The organism is Synechococcus sp. N5 (assembly GCF_900473925.1).
GTDB lineage: Bacteria > Cyanobacteriota > Cyanobacteriia > PCC-6307 > Cyanobiaceae > Parasynechococcus.
Genome location: NZ_UCNI01000013.1, coordinates 1 through 13,058, shown reverse-complemented (window position 1 = coordinate 13,058; position 13,058 = coordinate 1). Strand labels below are relative to the sequence as shown.

21 protein-coding genes and 1 tRNA gene are annotated in these 13,058 nt (G+C 59.6%); 13 read left to right on the top strand and 9 right to left on the bottom strand.

Annotated elements, in window-relative coordinates; all coding sequences use genetic code 11:
* The first annotated feature begins 13 nt into the window (after positions 1-13).
* The 3 genes from rseP to DXY03_RS10315 all read left to right on the top strand — a co-directional run bounded on the left by rseP (position 14) and on the right by DXY03_RS10315 (position 3,729).
* On the top strand, positions 14-1,096 hold the full coding sequence (rseP, locus tag DXY03_RS10325) for an RIP metalloprotease RseP (RefSeq protein WP_115010344.1): 1,083 nt from the start codon (positions 14-16) through the stop codon (positions 1,094-1,096).
* 57 nt (positions 1,097-1,153) lie between these two features.
* Complete coding sequence (gene rpsN / locus DXY03_RS10320) at positions 1,154-1,456, top strand: 30S ribosomal protein S14 (protein ID WP_011363576.1); 303 nt, start codon at positions 1,154-1,156, stop codon at positions 1,454-1,456.
* A 107-nt stretch (positions 1,457-1,563) separates the two neighbouring features.
* Positions 1,564-3,729, top strand: coding sequence for a polyribonucleotide nucleotidyltransferase (locus DXY03_RS10315; RefSeq protein ID WP_115010343.1), 2,166 nt, complete (start codon positions 1,564-1,566; stop codon positions 3,727-3,729).
* Between the two features lie 7 nt (positions 3,730-3,736).
* Here the strand turns inward: DXY03_RS10315 and DXY03_RS10310 are convergent, their stop codons facing one another.
* The gene (locus DXY03_RS10310) at positions 3,737-4,654 is read right to left on the bottom strand and encodes a 3'(2'),5'-bisphosphate nucleotidase CysQ (RefSeq protein ID WP_115010416.1); all 918 of its coding nucleotides are present in this window, start codon (positions 4,652-4,654) and stop codon (positions 3,737-3,739) included.
* A gap of 26 nt (positions 4,655-4,680) precedes the next feature.
* Between DXY03_RS10310 and rsmI the strand changes: the two genes are divergently transcribed.
* Both rsmI and DXY03_RS10300 read left to right on the top strand, forming a co-directional pair.
* The gene (gene rsmI, locus DXY03_RS10305; protein WP_115010342.1) at positions 4,681-5,538 is read left to right on the top strand and encodes a 16S rRNA (cytidine(1402)-2'-O)-methyltransferase; all 858 of its coding nucleotides are present in this window, start codon (positions 4,681-4,683) and stop codon (positions 5,536-5,538) included.
* A 19-nt stretch (positions 5,539-5,557) separates the two neighbouring features.
* Positions 5,558-5,794, top strand: a complete 237-nt coding sequence (locus DXY03_RS10300; protein ID WP_115010341.1) for a hypothetical protein — start codon at positions 5,558-5,560, stop codon at positions 5,792-5,794.
* 33 nt (positions 5,795-5,827) lie between these two features.
* Here DXY03_RS10300 and DXY03_RS10295 read toward each other — a convergent pair whose 3' ends face one another.
* Positions 5,828-6,538: a helix-turn-helix domain-containing protein gene (locus DXY03_RS10295; protein WP_115010340.1), complete on the bottom strand. Its 711-nt coding sequence runs from the start codon at positions 6,536-6,538 to the stop codon at positions 5,828-5,830.
* Between the two features lie 89 nt (positions 6,539-6,627).
* Between DXY03_RS10295 and DXY03_RS10290 the strand changes: the two genes are divergently transcribed.
* A tRNA-Arg gene (locus DXY03_RS10290) sits at positions 6,628-6,701 on the top strand.
* Between the two features lie 96 nt (positions 6,702-6,797).
* Here the strand turns inward: DXY03_RS10290 and DXY03_RS10285 are convergent.
* Positions 6,798-7,070, bottom strand: a complete 273-nt coding sequence (locus DXY03_RS10285) for a DUF3303 domain-containing protein (RefSeq protein ID WP_115010415.1) — start codon at positions 7,068-7,070, stop codon at positions 6,798-6,800.
* Between the two features lie 128 nt (positions 7,071-7,198).
* Here DXY03_RS10285 and DXY03_RS10280 point away from each other — a divergent pair, with 128 nt between their 5' ends.
* Both DXY03_RS10280 and DXY03_RS10275 read left to right on the top strand, forming a co-directional pair.
* Positions 7,199-7,381, top strand: a complete 183-nt coding sequence (locus DXY03_RS10280; RefSeq protein WP_114988193.1) for a hypothetical protein — start codon at positions 7,199-7,201, stop codon at positions 7,379-7,381.
* A 119-nt stretch (positions 7,382-7,500) separates the two neighbouring features.
* A complete protein-coding gene (locus tag DXY03_RS10275; RefSeq protein WP_115010414.1) occupies positions 7,501-7,704 on the top strand; it encodes a hypothetical protein in 204 nt (67 codons plus the stop codon).
* 524 nt (positions 7,705-8,228) lie between these two features.
* Here DXY03_RS10275 and DXY03_RS10265 read toward each other — a convergent pair.
* The 5 genes from DXY03_RS10265 to DXY03_RS10245 form a co-directional block, all read right to left on the bottom strand.
* Positions 8,229-8,546 (bottom strand): DUF3288 family protein, encoded by a 318-nt coding sequence (locus DXY03_RS10265; RefSeq protein ID WP_115010339.1) that lies wholly within the window; start codon positions 8,544-8,546, stop codon positions 8,229-8,231.
* Between the two features lie 39 nt (positions 8,547-8,585).
* Complete coding sequence (locus DXY03_RS10260) at positions 8,586-8,777, bottom strand: hypothetical protein (protein ID WP_006850529.1); 192 nt, start codon at positions 8,775-8,777, stop codon at positions 8,586-8,588.
* 95 nt (positions 8,778-8,872) lie between these two features.
* The gene (locus DXY03_RS10255) at positions 8,873-9,157 is read right to left on the bottom strand and encodes a hypothetical protein (protein ID WP_115010338.1); all 285 of its coding nucleotides are present in this window, start codon (positions 9,155-9,157) and stop codon (positions 8,873-8,875) included.
* 81 nt (positions 9,158-9,238) lie between these two features.
* Positions 9,239-9,445 carry a hypothetical protein gene (locus tag DXY03_RS10250; protein WP_114988190.1) on the bottom strand — a complete coding sequence of 69 codons (207 nt, stop codon included), beginning with the start codon at positions 9,443-9,445 and terminating at the stop codon, positions 9,239-9,241.
* A 155-nt stretch (positions 9,446-9,600) separates the two neighbouring features.
* A complete protein-coding gene (locus DXY03_RS10245) occupies positions 9,601-10,089 on the bottom strand; it encodes a hypothetical protein (protein WP_244272429.1) in 489 nt (162 codons plus the stop codon).
* Positions 10,090-10,196: 107 nt separating this feature from the next.
* Here DXY03_RS10245 and DXY03_RS10240 point away from each other — a divergent pair, with 107 nt between their 5' ends.
* The gene (locus tag DXY03_RS10240) at positions 10,197-10,493 is read left to right on the top strand and encodes a hypothetical protein (RefSeq protein ID WP_115010336.1); all 297 of its coding nucleotides are present in this window, start codon (positions 10,197-10,199) and stop codon (positions 10,491-10,493) included.
* A gap of 6 nt (positions 10,494-10,499) precedes the next feature.
* Here the strand turns inward: DXY03_RS10240 and DXY03_RS10235 are convergent, their stop codons facing one another.
* Entirely contained in the window at positions 10,500-10,793 is a 294-nt protein-coding gene (locus DXY03_RS10235) for a hypothetical protein (protein ID WP_115010335.1), read from the bottom strand.
* Positions 10,794-11,364: 571 nt separating this feature from the next.
* On the opposite strand from DXY03_RS10235, the gene DXY03_RS10230 reads away from it, so the two are divergent.
* The 4 genes from DXY03_RS10230 to DXY03_RS12425 all read left to right on the top strand — a co-directional run bounded on the left by DXY03_RS10230 (position 11,365) and on the right by DXY03_RS12425 (position 13,021).
* Entirely contained in the window at positions 11,365-11,643 is a 279-nt protein-coding gene (locus tag DXY03_RS10230; protein ID WP_114988186.1) for a hypothetical protein, read from the top strand.
* 103 nt (positions 11,644-11,746) lie between these two features.
* Positions 11,747-12,541, top strand: coding sequence for a prohibitin family protein (locus DXY03_RS10225; RefSeq protein ID WP_115010334.1), 795 nt, complete (start codon positions 11,747-11,749; stop codon positions 12,539-12,541).
* Between the two features lie 13 nt (positions 12,542-12,554).
* Positions 12,555-12,872: a hypothetical protein gene (locus DXY03_RS10220; protein ID WP_179948703.1), complete on the top strand. Its 318-nt coding sequence runs from the start codon at positions 12,555-12,557 to the stop codon at positions 12,870-12,872.
* Positions 12,863-13,021: a DUF389 domain-containing protein gene (locus tag DXY03_RS12425; RefSeq protein ID WP_179948702.1), complete on the top strand. Its 159-nt coding sequence runs from the start codon at positions 12,863-12,865 to the stop codon at positions 13,019-13,021. Before DXY03_RS10220 ends, DXY03_RS12425 begins: the two co-directional genes overlap by 10 nt.
* Positions 13,022-13,058: the final 37 nt, after the last annotated feature.

Here is a 13,058-nt window from a genome sequence, read left to right as displayed (position 1 = left end):
TCCTGACGGACATATGAACGTGTTGGCCGCCCTTCTGGTGCTCGCCCTGCTGATCGTGGTGCATGAGGCCGGCCATTTCCTCGCTGCCACGCTCCAGGGCATCCGCGTCAGCGGTTTTTCCATTGGCTTTGGCCCGGCCCTGATCAAGCGGCAACGGCGTGGGGTGACCTACGCCCTGCGGCTGCTGCCCCTGGGTGGTTTCGTCGCCTTCCCTGACGACGATGAGGAGAGCACGATCCCGGCTGATGATCCGGATCTGCTGCGCAACCGGCCCATCCCCCAGCAAGCCCTAGTGGTGGCTGCAGGGGTATTGGCCAACCTGGCCTTGGCACTGGTGGTGCTGTTCGCTCAGGCAGCGTTTGTCGGCGTTCCCGCCGCGCCGGATCCGGGGGTTCTGGTGGTGCAGGTGCAACAGGGTGGCGCTGCCGCCCGCTCCGGGCTTCGTGCCGGTGACCAGATCCTCAGCCTGAATGCCCAACCCCTTGCTGCAGGACAACGGGGCGTTGAAGCGATGGTTCGGGATGTGAAAGCAGCACCCGAGCGAGCGATCCGTGTGGAGCGAAAGCGAGGAGACGAGACGTCCACCCTTGAACTCATCCCTGACGATCAACAGGGCACAGGAAAAATCGGCGCCCAGCTGCAGGCCAACATCAGTGGGGAGATGCGCCCTGTGCGCAATCCCGGTGAACTGGTGCTCACCACCGGCTCGCAATTCAGCCAAATGCTGCAGCAAACCGTGCGTGGCTACGCCGGCCTCCTGACCAACTTCCGCGCCACGGCGGGGCAGGTGAGTGGCCCCGTCAAAATCGTTGAGATGGGAGCTCAGCTCAGCCAGCAGGGGGGATCCGGGTTGGTGCTCTTCTCAGCCCTGATCTCCATCAATCTGGCGGTGCTCAATTCACTGCCGCTGCCGCTGCTCGATGGCTGGCAGATGATGATGCTGGCGATTCAATCCGTTCGGGGGCGTCCGGTGTCCGAACGGATCCAAATGGCCTTCGTGCAATCCGGTTTTCTTCTGTTGGTTGGGCTCACGCTTGTGCTGATCGTGCGTGACACCAGCCAACTGCCGGTGGTCCAGCAATTGATGGGTCGCTAGGGGGGTGATGGCGCCCATGTATCGTTGACGATTCGTTCACTCGCTGCTCTCAGCTGCATGGCCAAGAAGTCGATGATCGCTCGCGATGTGAAGCGCAAGAAAACGGTTGAGCGCTATGCAGCCAAGCGCGCAGCACTGATGGCAGCCTTCAACGCAGCCGAAGATCCGATGGATCGCCTGGAAATCCATCGCAAGATCCAGGCTCTGCCCCGCAACAGCGCACGCATCCGTGTGCGCAACCGCTGCTGGGCCACCGGCAAGCCCCGCGGCGTCTATCGCGATTTCGGTCTCTGCCGTAACCAGCTGCGTGAGCGCGCCCACAAAGGTGAACTCCCCGGCGTGGTCAAGTCCAGCTGGTGATCAGCCTGTCGCCACGGCGTCGTGAGGGGGAGGCTTGGCCTCCCCTTTCTTGTGAAGAGCAGCCATGAAATGTCAGACTTGGGATTGACAAAAGGACATAAGACGTCGTGCAAGGACAAACCCAGTCGATCTCCTTTGACGGACGCGAGATTCGACTGACCACCGGGCGCTTCGCCCCTCAGGCGGGAGGATCCGTCTTGGTGGAGTGTGGCGACACCGCCGTGCTTGTGACCGCAACCCGTTCAGGCGGCCGAGAAGGCATTGATTTCCTGCCACTGATCTGCGATTACGAGGAGCGGCTTTATGCAGCTGGCCGCATTCCCGGCAGCTACATGCGTCGTGAGAGCCGCCCCCCCGAACGGGCCACGCTCACGGCCCGACTGATTGACCGCCCGATGCGGCCACTGTTCCCCAGCTGGCTGCGCGACGACCTGCAGGTGGTGGCCACCTGCCTGTCCCTTGATGAGCGGGTCCCCGCCGATGTTCTTGCGGTGACGGGTGCATCGATTGCCACGTTGCTGGCGGGCATCCCCTTCAACGGCCCGATGGCCGCCGTGCGGGTGGGACTGCTCGGGGATGACTTCGTGCTCAACCCGAGTTATCGGGAGATCGAACGGGGTGATCTGGACCTGGTGGTCGCCGGCACCCCTGACGGCGTGGTGATGGTTGAGGCCGGCGCCAACCAGCTGCCCGAGCAAGACGTAATCGAGGCGATTGATTTCGGCTACGAAGCGATCTGCGAACTGATCAAGGCACAGGAACAGCTGCTGAAGGATCTGGGCATCACCCAGGTGAAGCCGGAGAAGCCGGAGGAAGACAGCACCGTTCCTGCCTATCTCGAGAAGCAGTGCACCAAGGCGATCAGCGCTGTCCTCAGCAAATTTGATCAGAGCAAGGACGAGCGGGACACAGCCCTGGAAACCGTGAAGAGCGAGGTGTCCGAGACCATCGCAGGTCTCAAGGACGACCACGCCGTTCGCCAAGCCCTGGCCAGCAGCCCGAAACTGCTCGGCAACAGCTTCAAGGCGCTGACCAAGAAGTTGATGCGCCAGCAGATTCTCAAAGACGGCAAGCGTGTGGATGGACGCGGCCTCGACGAGGTGCGTCAGATCAGCGCCATGGCCGGCGTCCTGCCGCGCCGGGTGCATGGTTCTGGTCTGTTCCAACGCGGACTCACCCAGGTGCTCTCCACCGCAACCCTGGGCACCCCCAGCGATGCCCAGGAGATGGACGATCTCCATCCCAACACCGAGAAGCTGTACCTGCACCACTACAACTTCCCGCCCTACTCCGTCGGTGAAACGCGGCCGATGCGCTCCCCCGGTCGTCGTGAGATCGGCCATGGCGCCCTCGCCGAACGCGCCATTCTTCCGGTGCTTCCCGAGAAGGACACCTTCCCCTACGTGGTGCGCGTGGTGAGCGAAGTGCTCAGCTCCAATGGCTCCACCTCGATGGGTTCCGTCTGCGGCAGCACCCTGTCGCTGATGGATGCCGGCGTGCCGCTGAAGGCTCCGGTGAGTGGCGCAGCCATGGGTCTGATCAAAGAGGGCGATGAGGTGCGGATCCTCACCGACATCCAGGGCATCGAGGACTTCCTTGGCGACATGGACTTCAAGGTGGCCGGTAGCGAGAAGGGCATCACCGCCCTGCAGATGGACATGAAGATCACCGGCCTCTCGGTGAAGACGGTGGCTGAAGCCGTTAACCAGGCACGTCCGGCACGGCTCCACATCCTCGAGAAGATGCTCGAGGCGATCGACACCCCTCGGGACAACCTGTCTCCCCATGCCCCACGTCTGCTCAGCTTCCGGATTGATCCAGAGCTGATCGGCACCGTGATTGGCCCCGGTGGACGCACGATCAAGGGCATCACCGAGCGCACCAACACCAAGATCGACATCGAGGACGGCGGCATTGTGACCATCGCGTCCCACGATGGTGCTGCGGCTGAAGAAGCCCAGAAGATCATCGAAGGCCTGACCCGCAAGGTGAACGAGGGTGAGGTGTTCTCCGGTTCGATCACCCGGATCATCCCGATCGGCGCCTTCGTGGAGATCCTTCCGGGCAAGGAAGGCATGATCCACATCTCGCAGCTCTCCGAAGCTCGCGTCGAGAAGGTCGAAGACGTGGTGAAGGTGGGCGACGAGGTGACCGTGCGGGTGCGCGAAATCGACAACCGCGGCCGCATCAACCTCACACTGCGTGGTGTGCCCCAGGCCGGCGATGCCGCCGAAGTGGAGCCTCAGCCCACCCCGGTGGCACCGCTCAGCTGATCAGGTCTCAGACCTGAAAGCCGGGATCGATCTCGGCCATGGCCCGCGTCGCACGCTCTCCGAGCTCGGCGTGGGCTTTTCCATGGCTGGCGATCAGACAGCCGGCCTGACGCACATCGCCAGTGTTGTACGTGAGGTCGGCCTGATCGGCATGGGTGAAACGACCACCGGCCGCCAGCAACACCGCCTCCGGAGCAGCCATGTCCCAATCCTTGGGAGCGCTCTTGCCGGAGAGGGAAACATAGAGGTCGGTTTCACCTCTCAGGATCGTGGCCACCTTGAAGCCAACGCTGCCCACGGCTTTGGAACCGCCGAGATTGAGGGCATCAATGAGCTTGACCAAACGGTCGTCGCGGTGGCTGCGGCTGGCCACCAGGATCAGATCTGAAACCTCACTTCTGTCGCTGAAGCGAACCGGCGACCGCTCACTCTGACGGTCTTCACACCAGGCACCCTCACCAACGATGCCGATCCAAAGTTCATCGGCTTCCGGCAGAAGCACAACGCCGATCACCGGCCGCTTGTCGCGCACCAGGGCCAGATGAACGGCGTATTCGCCTGTGCCCTGCAGGAAATCCTTGGTGCCATCCAGGGGATCGAGAATCCACAGCCATTCCGCCGGCAGCGGTTGGCCTTCCGTGAGCTGCTCCTTGGCGGTCTCCTCGCTGAGCAGCGTCCAGTCGGCCTGGGGGAACGCGGCCGACAGACCATCCAGCAACCACTGGTTCACGGCCAGATCAGCTGCAGAGACGGGGCCCTCTCCGCCTTCATCGACACTCAAAGCCTTGGGGAAACCATGCGGAGGCTGCTCACCGCGGGCATAGGCCCGCAGGATGTCGGCGGCACCCCAACTCAGGCGACGCACTTCCGTCAGCAGAGCCTCCTTGTCAACGCCAGCGGGGAGGACGGCAGAGCTGGGCATCATGATCAACAGAGGCGCTGGCCATTGTGATGCAGGGGGATGAACCAAGTGGCGGCAGCCTTTATCTGGTGGGCACTCCCATTGGTCATCTGGGGGACCTGTCACCACGCGCCCGTGACTTGCTCCGCAGCGTGGATGTGATCGCCTGTGAAGACACCCGCCACAGCGGACAGCTGCTCAGCAGACTTGGTGCGGGCGGTCGCAAGCTGTCCTTTCATCAGCACAACACCCGCACCCGCGTGCCCCAACTGCTGGATCTGCTGGCGGAGGGTCAAAGCCTGGCGGTGATCAGTGATGCCGGGCTGCCGGGCATCAGCGACCCCGGTGAAGAGCTTGTGGCCGCCGCGCACCAGGCCGGCCATCCCGTGATCTGCATCCCCGGCCCCTGCGCCGCCACCACTGCTCTGGTGAGCAGCGGCCTGCCCAGCGGACGCTTCTGCTTCGAAGGATTTCTGCCGACCAAAGGCAAGGAACGGCGGGCCCGCCTCGAAGCCATCAGCCATGAACCCCGCACAACGGTGCTGTACGAAGCGCCGCACCGCCTGATCACGTTGCTCGAGGAACTCCAGCACCACTGCGGAGGAGACCGTCCTCTGCACGTAGCACGGGAACTGACCAAACGCCATGAGGAGCAGGTGGGACCAACGGTGGATCGCGCCCTGCTGCACTTTCAGCAGCACCCACCTCAGGGGGAGTGCACGGTTGTGCTGGGGGGAGCACCATCGCAGGACGTGGAAGAACCCAACGACGACGACCTGCTCAGGCAGCTGCAGGTGTTGCAGGACGAGGGTGCAAGCGCCAGCGACGCTGCCCGGCAACTGGCCCAGACCACAGGGCTGTCCAGACGACGCCTGTATGCCCTCTTGCACCAGGGCACGTCAAACTGAGCCCGTCGACGGTTGTGCTGTGTTAATTCGCCTGCGTCTTCTGCTGATCAGCTTTGGCGGTGGCCTGCTGCTGCTGCTGCTGCTCTGCCTTGGAGCCCAGAACCTTCAGGATCGCCACGGGCTCCAACTCGGGGGGCAGCGCTCAGTGCCTCTTCCCACGGGTTTTCTCGTGGGGATTGCGATGGTGATCGGGGTAATCAGCGGCGGAACCGCAACGGCCGTTTTGCTTCCCGATCAACGCGATCGCTTCGATTAAGAGCAATCAGGTAAGAGCAATCAGCGGCGGTGCTCAGGCATCCAGCGCAATCAAGGTTCCGTCCAGCACCAGTCGTGTAATGCCCCTGGCCAGCAGGTAACTGCTGGTGCGCTGAAATACAGCCGTATCAGGAACCTTGATCACCCGCTGACTCCGCCCGCACTGGCGCTTGGCCGCGCGGGGGCTGGCAAACAGGCACAACCCCTGACGTTCCTGCTCGGCATCGTCGAGGAGGCCCAACTCGGGGAACTCCTTGAGGGGGCGCGCATCCAGCTCGACCACCTTGTCGACCAGCATGTAAGCGCTGTCCGGCAGCAGGTCGACACTGAACGGTTGGGCTTGATTCATTGGGCGATCACTGAGATCGCCCACCCCGAGCAGGGGAACAAGCTCCGTGAACGTTTCAACGCTGCCGTTGTCATCGTCTTCGGCGAGCTCCTCATCAGAGTCTTCGCCGAAGTCATCGGCGTCATCAAGAGCCAGGCTGCTGTCGTCTTCCTTGAGGGAGTCAGCCTCTGGTTCTTCCGCCTGAGTGACGGTTGGCGGAGGAGGAGTCGCCAGCCCCTTTTGCCTGCTGGCCTTCAGCGCGGTATAAGCATCAGCTGGCAACAGTGCTTTCACCGTGCGGCTCACGGTGTTAGGGCTGCAGCCGAAGGCCTCAGCCAAAGCTGATGTTGACTCGCCGGCCTTGTAACGACCGACCAGATCCTGCTTCTCGCTGTCGCTGAGACGACGCGGGGCCATGGATGCCGATCAAGAGCCCATCACCTTAGGTGGCGCAAGGCTTCCAAATCCAGCCTGCCTCGAAGCAGCCTGCCAAGATGTGGGCGCTTGCTCCCTTAGCTCAGCTGGATAGAGCAACTGCCTTCTAAGCAGTCGGTCGATGGTTCGAATCCATCAGGGGGCGTGTAAAACGAAGCCACTCCAACGAATACGTGTCAGAAGGGTTCAAACGGGTTGTGGAGCCCCCCGGAGCATGAGGGGCACCGATCAGATCAAACAATCAGCTGTAGGCCTTGGCGATGAGGGGGCCAGCTTGCTCATCTGACAGCACTGGGGTGACCTCCCAGTCAAGGCACTCGGCCCACTCCGCGGCGTGCTCGTAACAGGCATCGGCGTTGTCTGCCTCCACGAGAATCCAGCCCTCAACAGAACCCGGTGCGTGCCAACGCTTCCAGGACGTGCACTCAGGGAAAGGCGCACCCGTTGCCAGGAACTTCTTAGAAGCAATTTCGTGGTAGCCGGTCTTGAACGACCAGCGCATCAAAAAGGTCATGGAAGGTGTTGAAGCCAACGAACATTCCCACAGGCCAAACAGCTTGTCTGTGAGGGCAAACACGGCTGGATAGATCGCTGCAAGCCCTTCCCTCAATCGTCGTCAGCAATCGTCTTGCATCCAGCGTTATGCGCGGTTACATGGGAGCCATGCAGCCAGATGGCGGAATGCCGGAGCTTCTCAAGCGTCAGATTGACCGCCTGGAAACCGCCATTGACCTCTCGACGGACTGGCTTGAAATTCAATATCTGATGGTTGAGCTCGATCAGCTCAAGGCTTTGTATGAGGAGGAGGAATCAGAGGCTGCATAAGCGGGTTTTGACCTCAGCCTCAGAGCACAACCCATCGAGCTCAGCAACACGTCAGGCAAGCTTGTTCGGCGTTCTTGATCCAACCCTGCCAGCGTGGGGAATCACTGTCGTTCCATGGCATGAATAACGAGCAGCAGGCGGAACTGGAACGCCTCGAACGTGTGCTTGCGGTGGCCAAGCGGAACGGGAACGAGCTGTTCATTCAGAACATCGAACGGGAGATCAGCGCCGTTCAGCGGGGTGAACACTCCCCCCTCATCGAGGAATACCTCACAGCGGCAGAGCGGGCATCAAGGGGCGTCGACAACCAGCCCGAGGCTTGAAACCAACTGAAAGGCACGCCATCCCAACAATCGATCGTTCAAGCCCTCAAGGCAATGCGCCTTAATGCTGATGACTTTGTGCCCAGAAGGCACAAAACTATGGGCATCGAGATCGGAGGAGCCCATGACGGACGAAACTCCACCCCAGCAGACCGAAGAAGCAGACTGACTTTCTGGCCCCTGCTCCAACAGTCTCAACAATGACCTGGGTTTGTCCTTTGGTGGGCACGCAATGGTCCGCCACGCCAATCGACGCTCCACTTGCACCGTTTCAGGTGCCCTCGGAGAAAACGACCCAACACCTCGAGCCCATGGCCCCAGGGCGCCTCGAGCCAGACGCTTCGACCCTTTCTTTCCCTAGCTGAAGTGATGGGTTGAACGATGCACAAACGAGCGCGTTAGGCCGTCTTTCCACCGGGAAGGGCGGCCTTCCTCTTTGGCTGATCGCCCATGAAACAGGAGCCACCCGATCTCATCTGGGGCTCACGTTTAAACAGTTAAGGGAAGAGCCATTCCGGCAAGCATCAAGCGTCTGCATCCTCCACATCGGCCCCAGAACCAACACCTTCAGCCACAGGATCCTGCCCAGGCCGCCAGCCACTCTCCCAGATTTCACGCGTCTTGAGATTCAACTCATCGCGCGAAAGTCCCCATAGTGTGAGACATTTCTGCAGATCATCACGAATATCTTCAGCGCCAGGAAAATCCGCATATCGCGATAATAACGCCGCAATCGTTGTCAACTGCTGCGGGCCTGGTTCGCCTTCATGACCCAACACAGCATCGATCTGGTCGCGATCAATGGCGTAAAGCGGATGGGTTTGCTGCGTGTCGTCGGCCATCCACCGATCATGCCTGAACAGGGGGAGCAGAGCAGCAGATCAGTCGAGCTCCCAGCACTCAGAACCACGACTGGTGAGCAGGCAGACAACGTGCTTTTCCTCGCTGATCAGGCGATACGTGTGCCCATCAGCATCACTACGGGCACGGGCATGCCAGAAGGCATTGTCTTTGGAAGCGTGTTCGGCACGATTGGACCAACCATCAACTGTTAGCTCTTGAACAGCAAACATGCGCCTGGTTCGAACTGAACAAAGGCTCGAGGAGCACGCACGTTCTGTGCAGGATCAACAGAAACTCGTTGGGATCGCTTGATCAGCTGTTGTAATCAGCGCAAAGCCGAGATTTTATCGACACTGGAACCAACTTCCTCAATGGAAAGACGCTCAGCTGAGGCGTCATTTTGAAGACGAAAGAGAAAGCCATTCACCCAAGCTGTCTCTTTATTGTTGACCTCATGGCCACGGTCAACGAATCCGGGCTGCTGCTGGAACAGATGCAGGAGAATGGTCAGAACGTCCTGCGGCGAAAGATTTTCTGGGTCAATCGATGGCAGTTGATCCCTTACATCCAGATACGACATTGACCCGGTGGTCGCAACATCAAAGGCCACTGTCGACTTGCACGCACGATCAGTCCATCCAAACAAAAAGCCCCACCGAAGTGGGGCTTCATCCCTTGAATGAAACAGGGATCAGAGCCAATTGGCTCGCATGGCCTCGTAGGTCACTCCTCGGTATTTCAACTGAGTTGGAGCAACCTTCTCTTTCGCCAGCTTGACGGGAGAGAGATGTGCAGAGGTGTAGTCGCCGGATTCAGATCCGCGAGCCACGGCCTTTTTGGAGCTGTTGCGGAGCTGCACGCGCAGCTCACGCTCCTTCAGAAGCTGAAGAGCATTCATGGTGTTCCTCGTAGAAAGCTCAGGCCCCGTTCCATGCCCTGAGTCGAACTGCGCTTCGCTGTGTAGCGAAGTGAACGTTAGTAGCGGTTGCTACACAATAAATATAGGGCACACAATCACAGTTGCGCTGTTCATCCCGTTACAGCCAGAGGCAATTAAATCAAGTTCAACCGCAAAAGCTGCGCCAATGCGAGCGAATTGTGGTCGTCTTCGTTGGTCGTTCTCAATTCAAGGTTGAAAAAGAGCGCTGATTGCTCCTGAACAAAAGGGCCTGCATGCCACGTTCCCGGATGCAGCTTGAAGGCTTCTCCGGCCTGAAACTTGATCAGAGCGATCGAGGAAGCGGGGGGCGGACAACCGGAATCCGTGGAAGGGGCCATGGCCAGCCACCAGGGCTGGGCATCGGCAGACCCCAGACACTGACTCACGCGATGGTGCCGCGTCATCGACTTGAGCACAGGAGGCCGGCGGCGAATCCGCATCACGTAAAAGCGCGGTTGACCGTCTGCAGCGAAATACAGATCTGCGTCCGCTGAACCGAACAAGGCAGGATCACTCTGCGGACGCAACAAGGTGCCACAGCGCTCCAGCCAAGGCGAGTCCGATGCAATCGGCGTCAGGCTCTGGGTTTCCTCATGATCCATCCCGTCAGGATATGAAAACCAGCCCATGCACCCGTGCAACGAATGGTGCCTTGGGCCACTGACGGCAGGGTCGGAACTCCCTATCACCTGAAAAAGGTGAACCGATCATGCTGACCACATCGACACGCTTGAAACTGCAAAACATTTGCAGCCGCCTGGCGCAGGGTGAGTTCGTGTCACTCCAGGAACGCGTCTACCTTCAAAAATTTGCCGAACGCGATCGAAGCGTGAGCACGTGGGTGAGCAGAGCGCAACGTTTTCAACGGGAAGGCACACAACAAGGCCTCGACGGCTTGATGGCCGATCTCGACCTGGGGCGACGTCATCCAGACGACCCTGAACATCCAGAAGATGATCTCGGCGACTGGTTTAGCAATGCTTCGCCCTGGCTGCGTCGCGACTGACGCGCCTTAGCTGGGATCGTCGAGGGGGCCGAAATGGCTGACGGCAACCGCCTGCAACATCTTCAACGATTCCAGAACAGCCAGGCGTTGCTGAGCCTGAGCAAGCATCGGCTTGCCATGGGGGACGCATGATTCGATCAGAGATGCCGCCTCAGAGGCTTCAGCCTTCACCCAGCCCGTGCATCGCTCAAGGCGGGTGGTGAGATCACCATCACGCAATGCGCCCGAGTAGTTCGGCCCCGCGAAAACCTCGAGAAGTGTCGCCAGCGCATCCCTGGCCTGCTCCCGGTTCACCGTCATAGGGCTTGTGGAATACGGGACCACACTGGCAGCCCAGGCACAAAAAAGCCGCCTCATATGGGCGGCCGAGTGATGGGGATATCCACAGCCTACCCGAACGAACCAGTGATTGCAGGCCTTTTGAAGAAATGGCGACAACACGGGCTGCCAAAGTTTTCCACCTTCCTGTGGACAAGCTGCCGCCAAACGGTGTTTTGTGAAATTCAATCCACCACATCTGGTGGATCAGCTGCACAAACTTGACGAGAAGCACTACACTTATTGAAAAGCCGGGTGATGGGGATTACTTGGCTTATTCCTCCGTTTAACGGAGGTTTTTTATGCCTTCTCCCATGACAAGGCAGCCCTGTCTGCAGAGCTCACATGGCCAAGGAGCATGTCCATGCAGAAGAGGCAAGCCACATCTGGACAACTTTGTTCACGGATCTGACTCATCTCAATGACTGAAGAGACTGATTCAGGTCTGATGAGCCAGGGCCCAGGCCAGTGAAATCAAACCAAAATTTTGTCAGGCAAGACTCAGATTCACGCCATTGGCTGGCTCCGTGCAGCAACACAAGATCTCGACCAGATGCGTGCCCTGAACGGATTGCTGCTGCTAGCGATTGCTCTGAGCGTGCTCCCGTCTTCAGCAGGCGCTCTTGAGCTGGGTCCTTGTGAACCGGCCGAAGCGGTGAAGATCATCGACACCAGCCTGGGACAAGGAAAAACGCTTCAGCAAGCCATGCAGATGATGATCAAAGCGAAAGTGTTCGACGGATCCAAGGCGTGCATCACCTTCATCCGCGAGACCTCGATGAGCATGCGCGATTCATACCCAAGAGCCTTTAAATCGCTTTGGTTGAACTAGGCATCCTTCGGATCCTGATGATGTCGGTTAGGCGGAGAACCGGGCCTTAATCCAACGGTCCACGAGCAAACCCGACATCATCGATTCAGGATCTCGGCCCAGCATGCAAACCCCACGACGGATCAACGATCCCGCCAATAGCCTCGCCGTGGTGGTTGCCGTCGTTCTCAGCGCGCTGCTGTTGTTGGGGCAGGCTCTGTTCATCGTTCCGGCCGGCAAGGTTGCCGTGGTCACCACCTTGGGCAAGGTGAGCGGAGGATCGAGACTCCCGGGCCTCAATCTCAAGGTGCCGTTCATTCAATCGGTGTATCCCTTTGATGTGCGCACCCAGGTCAAACCGGAGGAATTTGCCACCCTCACCAAAGACCTCCAGGTGATCGAAGCCACCGCAACCGTGAAATATGCCGTTCGCCCCAACGAAGCCGGACGGATCTACAGAACGATCGCCGGCAACGATCGCGAGATCTACCCCCGCATCATTCAGCCGTCATTGCTGAAAGCCCTGAAATCGGTCTTCTCCCAATACGAGCTCGTCACCATTGCCACCGAATGGAACGACATCTCCGCCCTGGTGGAGCGCACGATCGCCGAAGAACTCGACAAATTTGATTATGTGGAAGTGCGCGGTCTAGACCTCACAGGCCTGCAGATCGCCGAGGAATATCGCGCTGCCATTGAACAGAAACAGATCGCAGAGCAGCAACTGCTCCGCGCCCAGACCGAAGTGAAGATCGCTGAGCAAGAAGCCCTGCGCTACGACACTCTCAACCGCAGCCTTGACGATCAGGTGCTTTACAAGCTTTTCCTCGACAAATGGGATGGGCAAACGGAGGTGGTACCGGCCCTTCCGGGCAGCAACGCCAGCACACCTCCAGTAATTGTGGGGCGACGCAGCTGAACCAACGCCAGCCGTGGTTGTTGATCAACAATCGCTTCTCGAAGACAAAGATCGTCTCGAAGAACTGCGCCGCAGTTACGACGGCGAAGCACGACTGAACGAGTCCTTCATCGTTCTGACGGTTGGCGCCAGCCTGATCGCCAGCCTGGGTTTGGTCGCCGACAACAATGCTGTGATCATTGGTGCCATGGTTGTGGCGCCGTGGATCCTGCCGCTGCGGGTGGCGGTGTTCGCGATTCTGATCGGGCAGGCCAGGCTGTTGTCACGATCACTGATCACCCTTGTTGCCAGAGCAGGGATCACCTTGATCCTGTCGATGGGATGGGCCTAATCGCACGCAGTCAGGGCTTGCTTGTGGTCGAGGCCTTGCCAGAACAGATCGTCGCCCGGCTTGAGCCCAACACATTTGATTTGGGGATCGCTCTGGCTGCAGGTGCCATCGCGACCTACGCCAAGGTCAACCCCGATGCCAGCAACTGACGGCACCGGTGGGCAGCAAAAACAGAATGGCCGTCAA

What these genes read in the sequence shown, in the direction of transcription:
- DXY03_RS10230 (WP_114988186.1), top strand. Translation starts at nt 11,365, where the DNA reads ATGCGTGCCCTGAACGGATTGCTGCTGCTAGCGATTGCTCTGAGCGTG.
- rpsN (WP_011363576.1), top strand. Translation starts at nt 1,154, where the DNA reads ATGGCCAAGAAGTCGATGATCGCTCGCGATGTGAAGCGCAAGAAAACG.
- DXY03_RS10280 (WP_114988193.1), top strand. Translation starts at nt 7,199, where the DNA reads ATGCGCGGTTACATGGGAGCCATGCAGCCAGATGGCGGAATGCCGGAG.
- rseP (WP_115010344.1), top strand. Translation starts at nt 14, where the DNA reads ATGAACGTGTTGGCCGCCCTTCTGGTGCTCGCCCTGCTGATCGTGGTG.
- DXY03_RS10285 (WP_115010415.1), bottom strand. Translation starts at nt 7,070, where the DNA reads ATGACCTTTTTGATGCGCTGGTCGTTCAAGACCGGCTACCACGAAATT.
- DXY03_RS10240 (WP_115010336.1), top strand. Translation starts at nt 10,197, where the DNA reads ATGCTGACCACATCGACACGCTTGAAACTGCAAAACATTTGCAGCCGC.
- DXY03_RS10295 (WP_115010340.1), bottom strand. Translation starts at nt 6,538, where the DNA reads ATGGCCCCGCGTCGTCTCAGCGACAGCGAGAAGCAGGATCTGGTCGGT.
- DXY03_RS10245 (WP_244272429.1), bottom strand. Translation starts at nt 10,089, where the DNA reads ATGGATCATGAGGAAACCCAGAGCCTGACGCCGATTGCATCGGACTCG.
- DXY03_RS10275 (WP_115010414.1), top strand. Translation starts at nt 7,501, where the DNA reads ATGAATAACGAGCAGCAGGCGGAACTGGAACGCCTCGAACGTGTGCTT.
- DXY03_RS10310 (WP_115010416.1), bottom strand. Translation starts at nt 4,654, where the DNA reads ATGATGCCCAGCTCTGCCGTCCTCCCCGCTGGCGTTGACAAGGAGGCT.
- DXY03_RS10265 (WP_115010339.1), bottom strand. Translation starts at nt 8,546, where the DNA reads ATGGCCGACGACACGCAGCAAACCCATCCGCTTTACGCCATTGATCGC.
- DXY03_RS10235 (WP_115010335.1), bottom strand. Translation starts at nt 10,793, where the DNA reads ATGACGGTGAACCGGGAGCAGGCCAGGGATGCGCTGGCGACACTTCTC.
- DXY03_RS10225 (WP_115010334.1), top strand. Translation starts at nt 11,747, where the DNA reads ATGCAAACCCCACGACGGATCAACGATCCCGCCAATAGCCTCGCCGTG.
- DXY03_RS10260 (WP_006850529.1), bottom strand. Translation starts at nt 8,777, where the DNA reads ATGTTTGCTGTTCAAGAGCTAACAGTTGATGGTTGGTCCAATCGTGCC.
- DXY03_RS12425 (WP_179948702.1), top strand. Translation starts at nt 12,863, where the DNA reads ATGGGCCTAATCGCACGCAGTCAGGGCTTGCTTGTGGTCGAGGCCTTG.
- DXY03_RS10250 (WP_114988190.1), bottom strand. Translation starts at nt 9,445, where the DNA reads ATGAATGCTCTTCAGCTTCTGAAGGAGCGTGAGCTGCGCGTGCAGCTC.
- rsmI (WP_115010342.1), top strand. Translation starts at nt 4,681, where the DNA reads ATGCAGGGGGATGAACCAAGTGGCGGCAGCCTTTATCTGGTGGGCACT.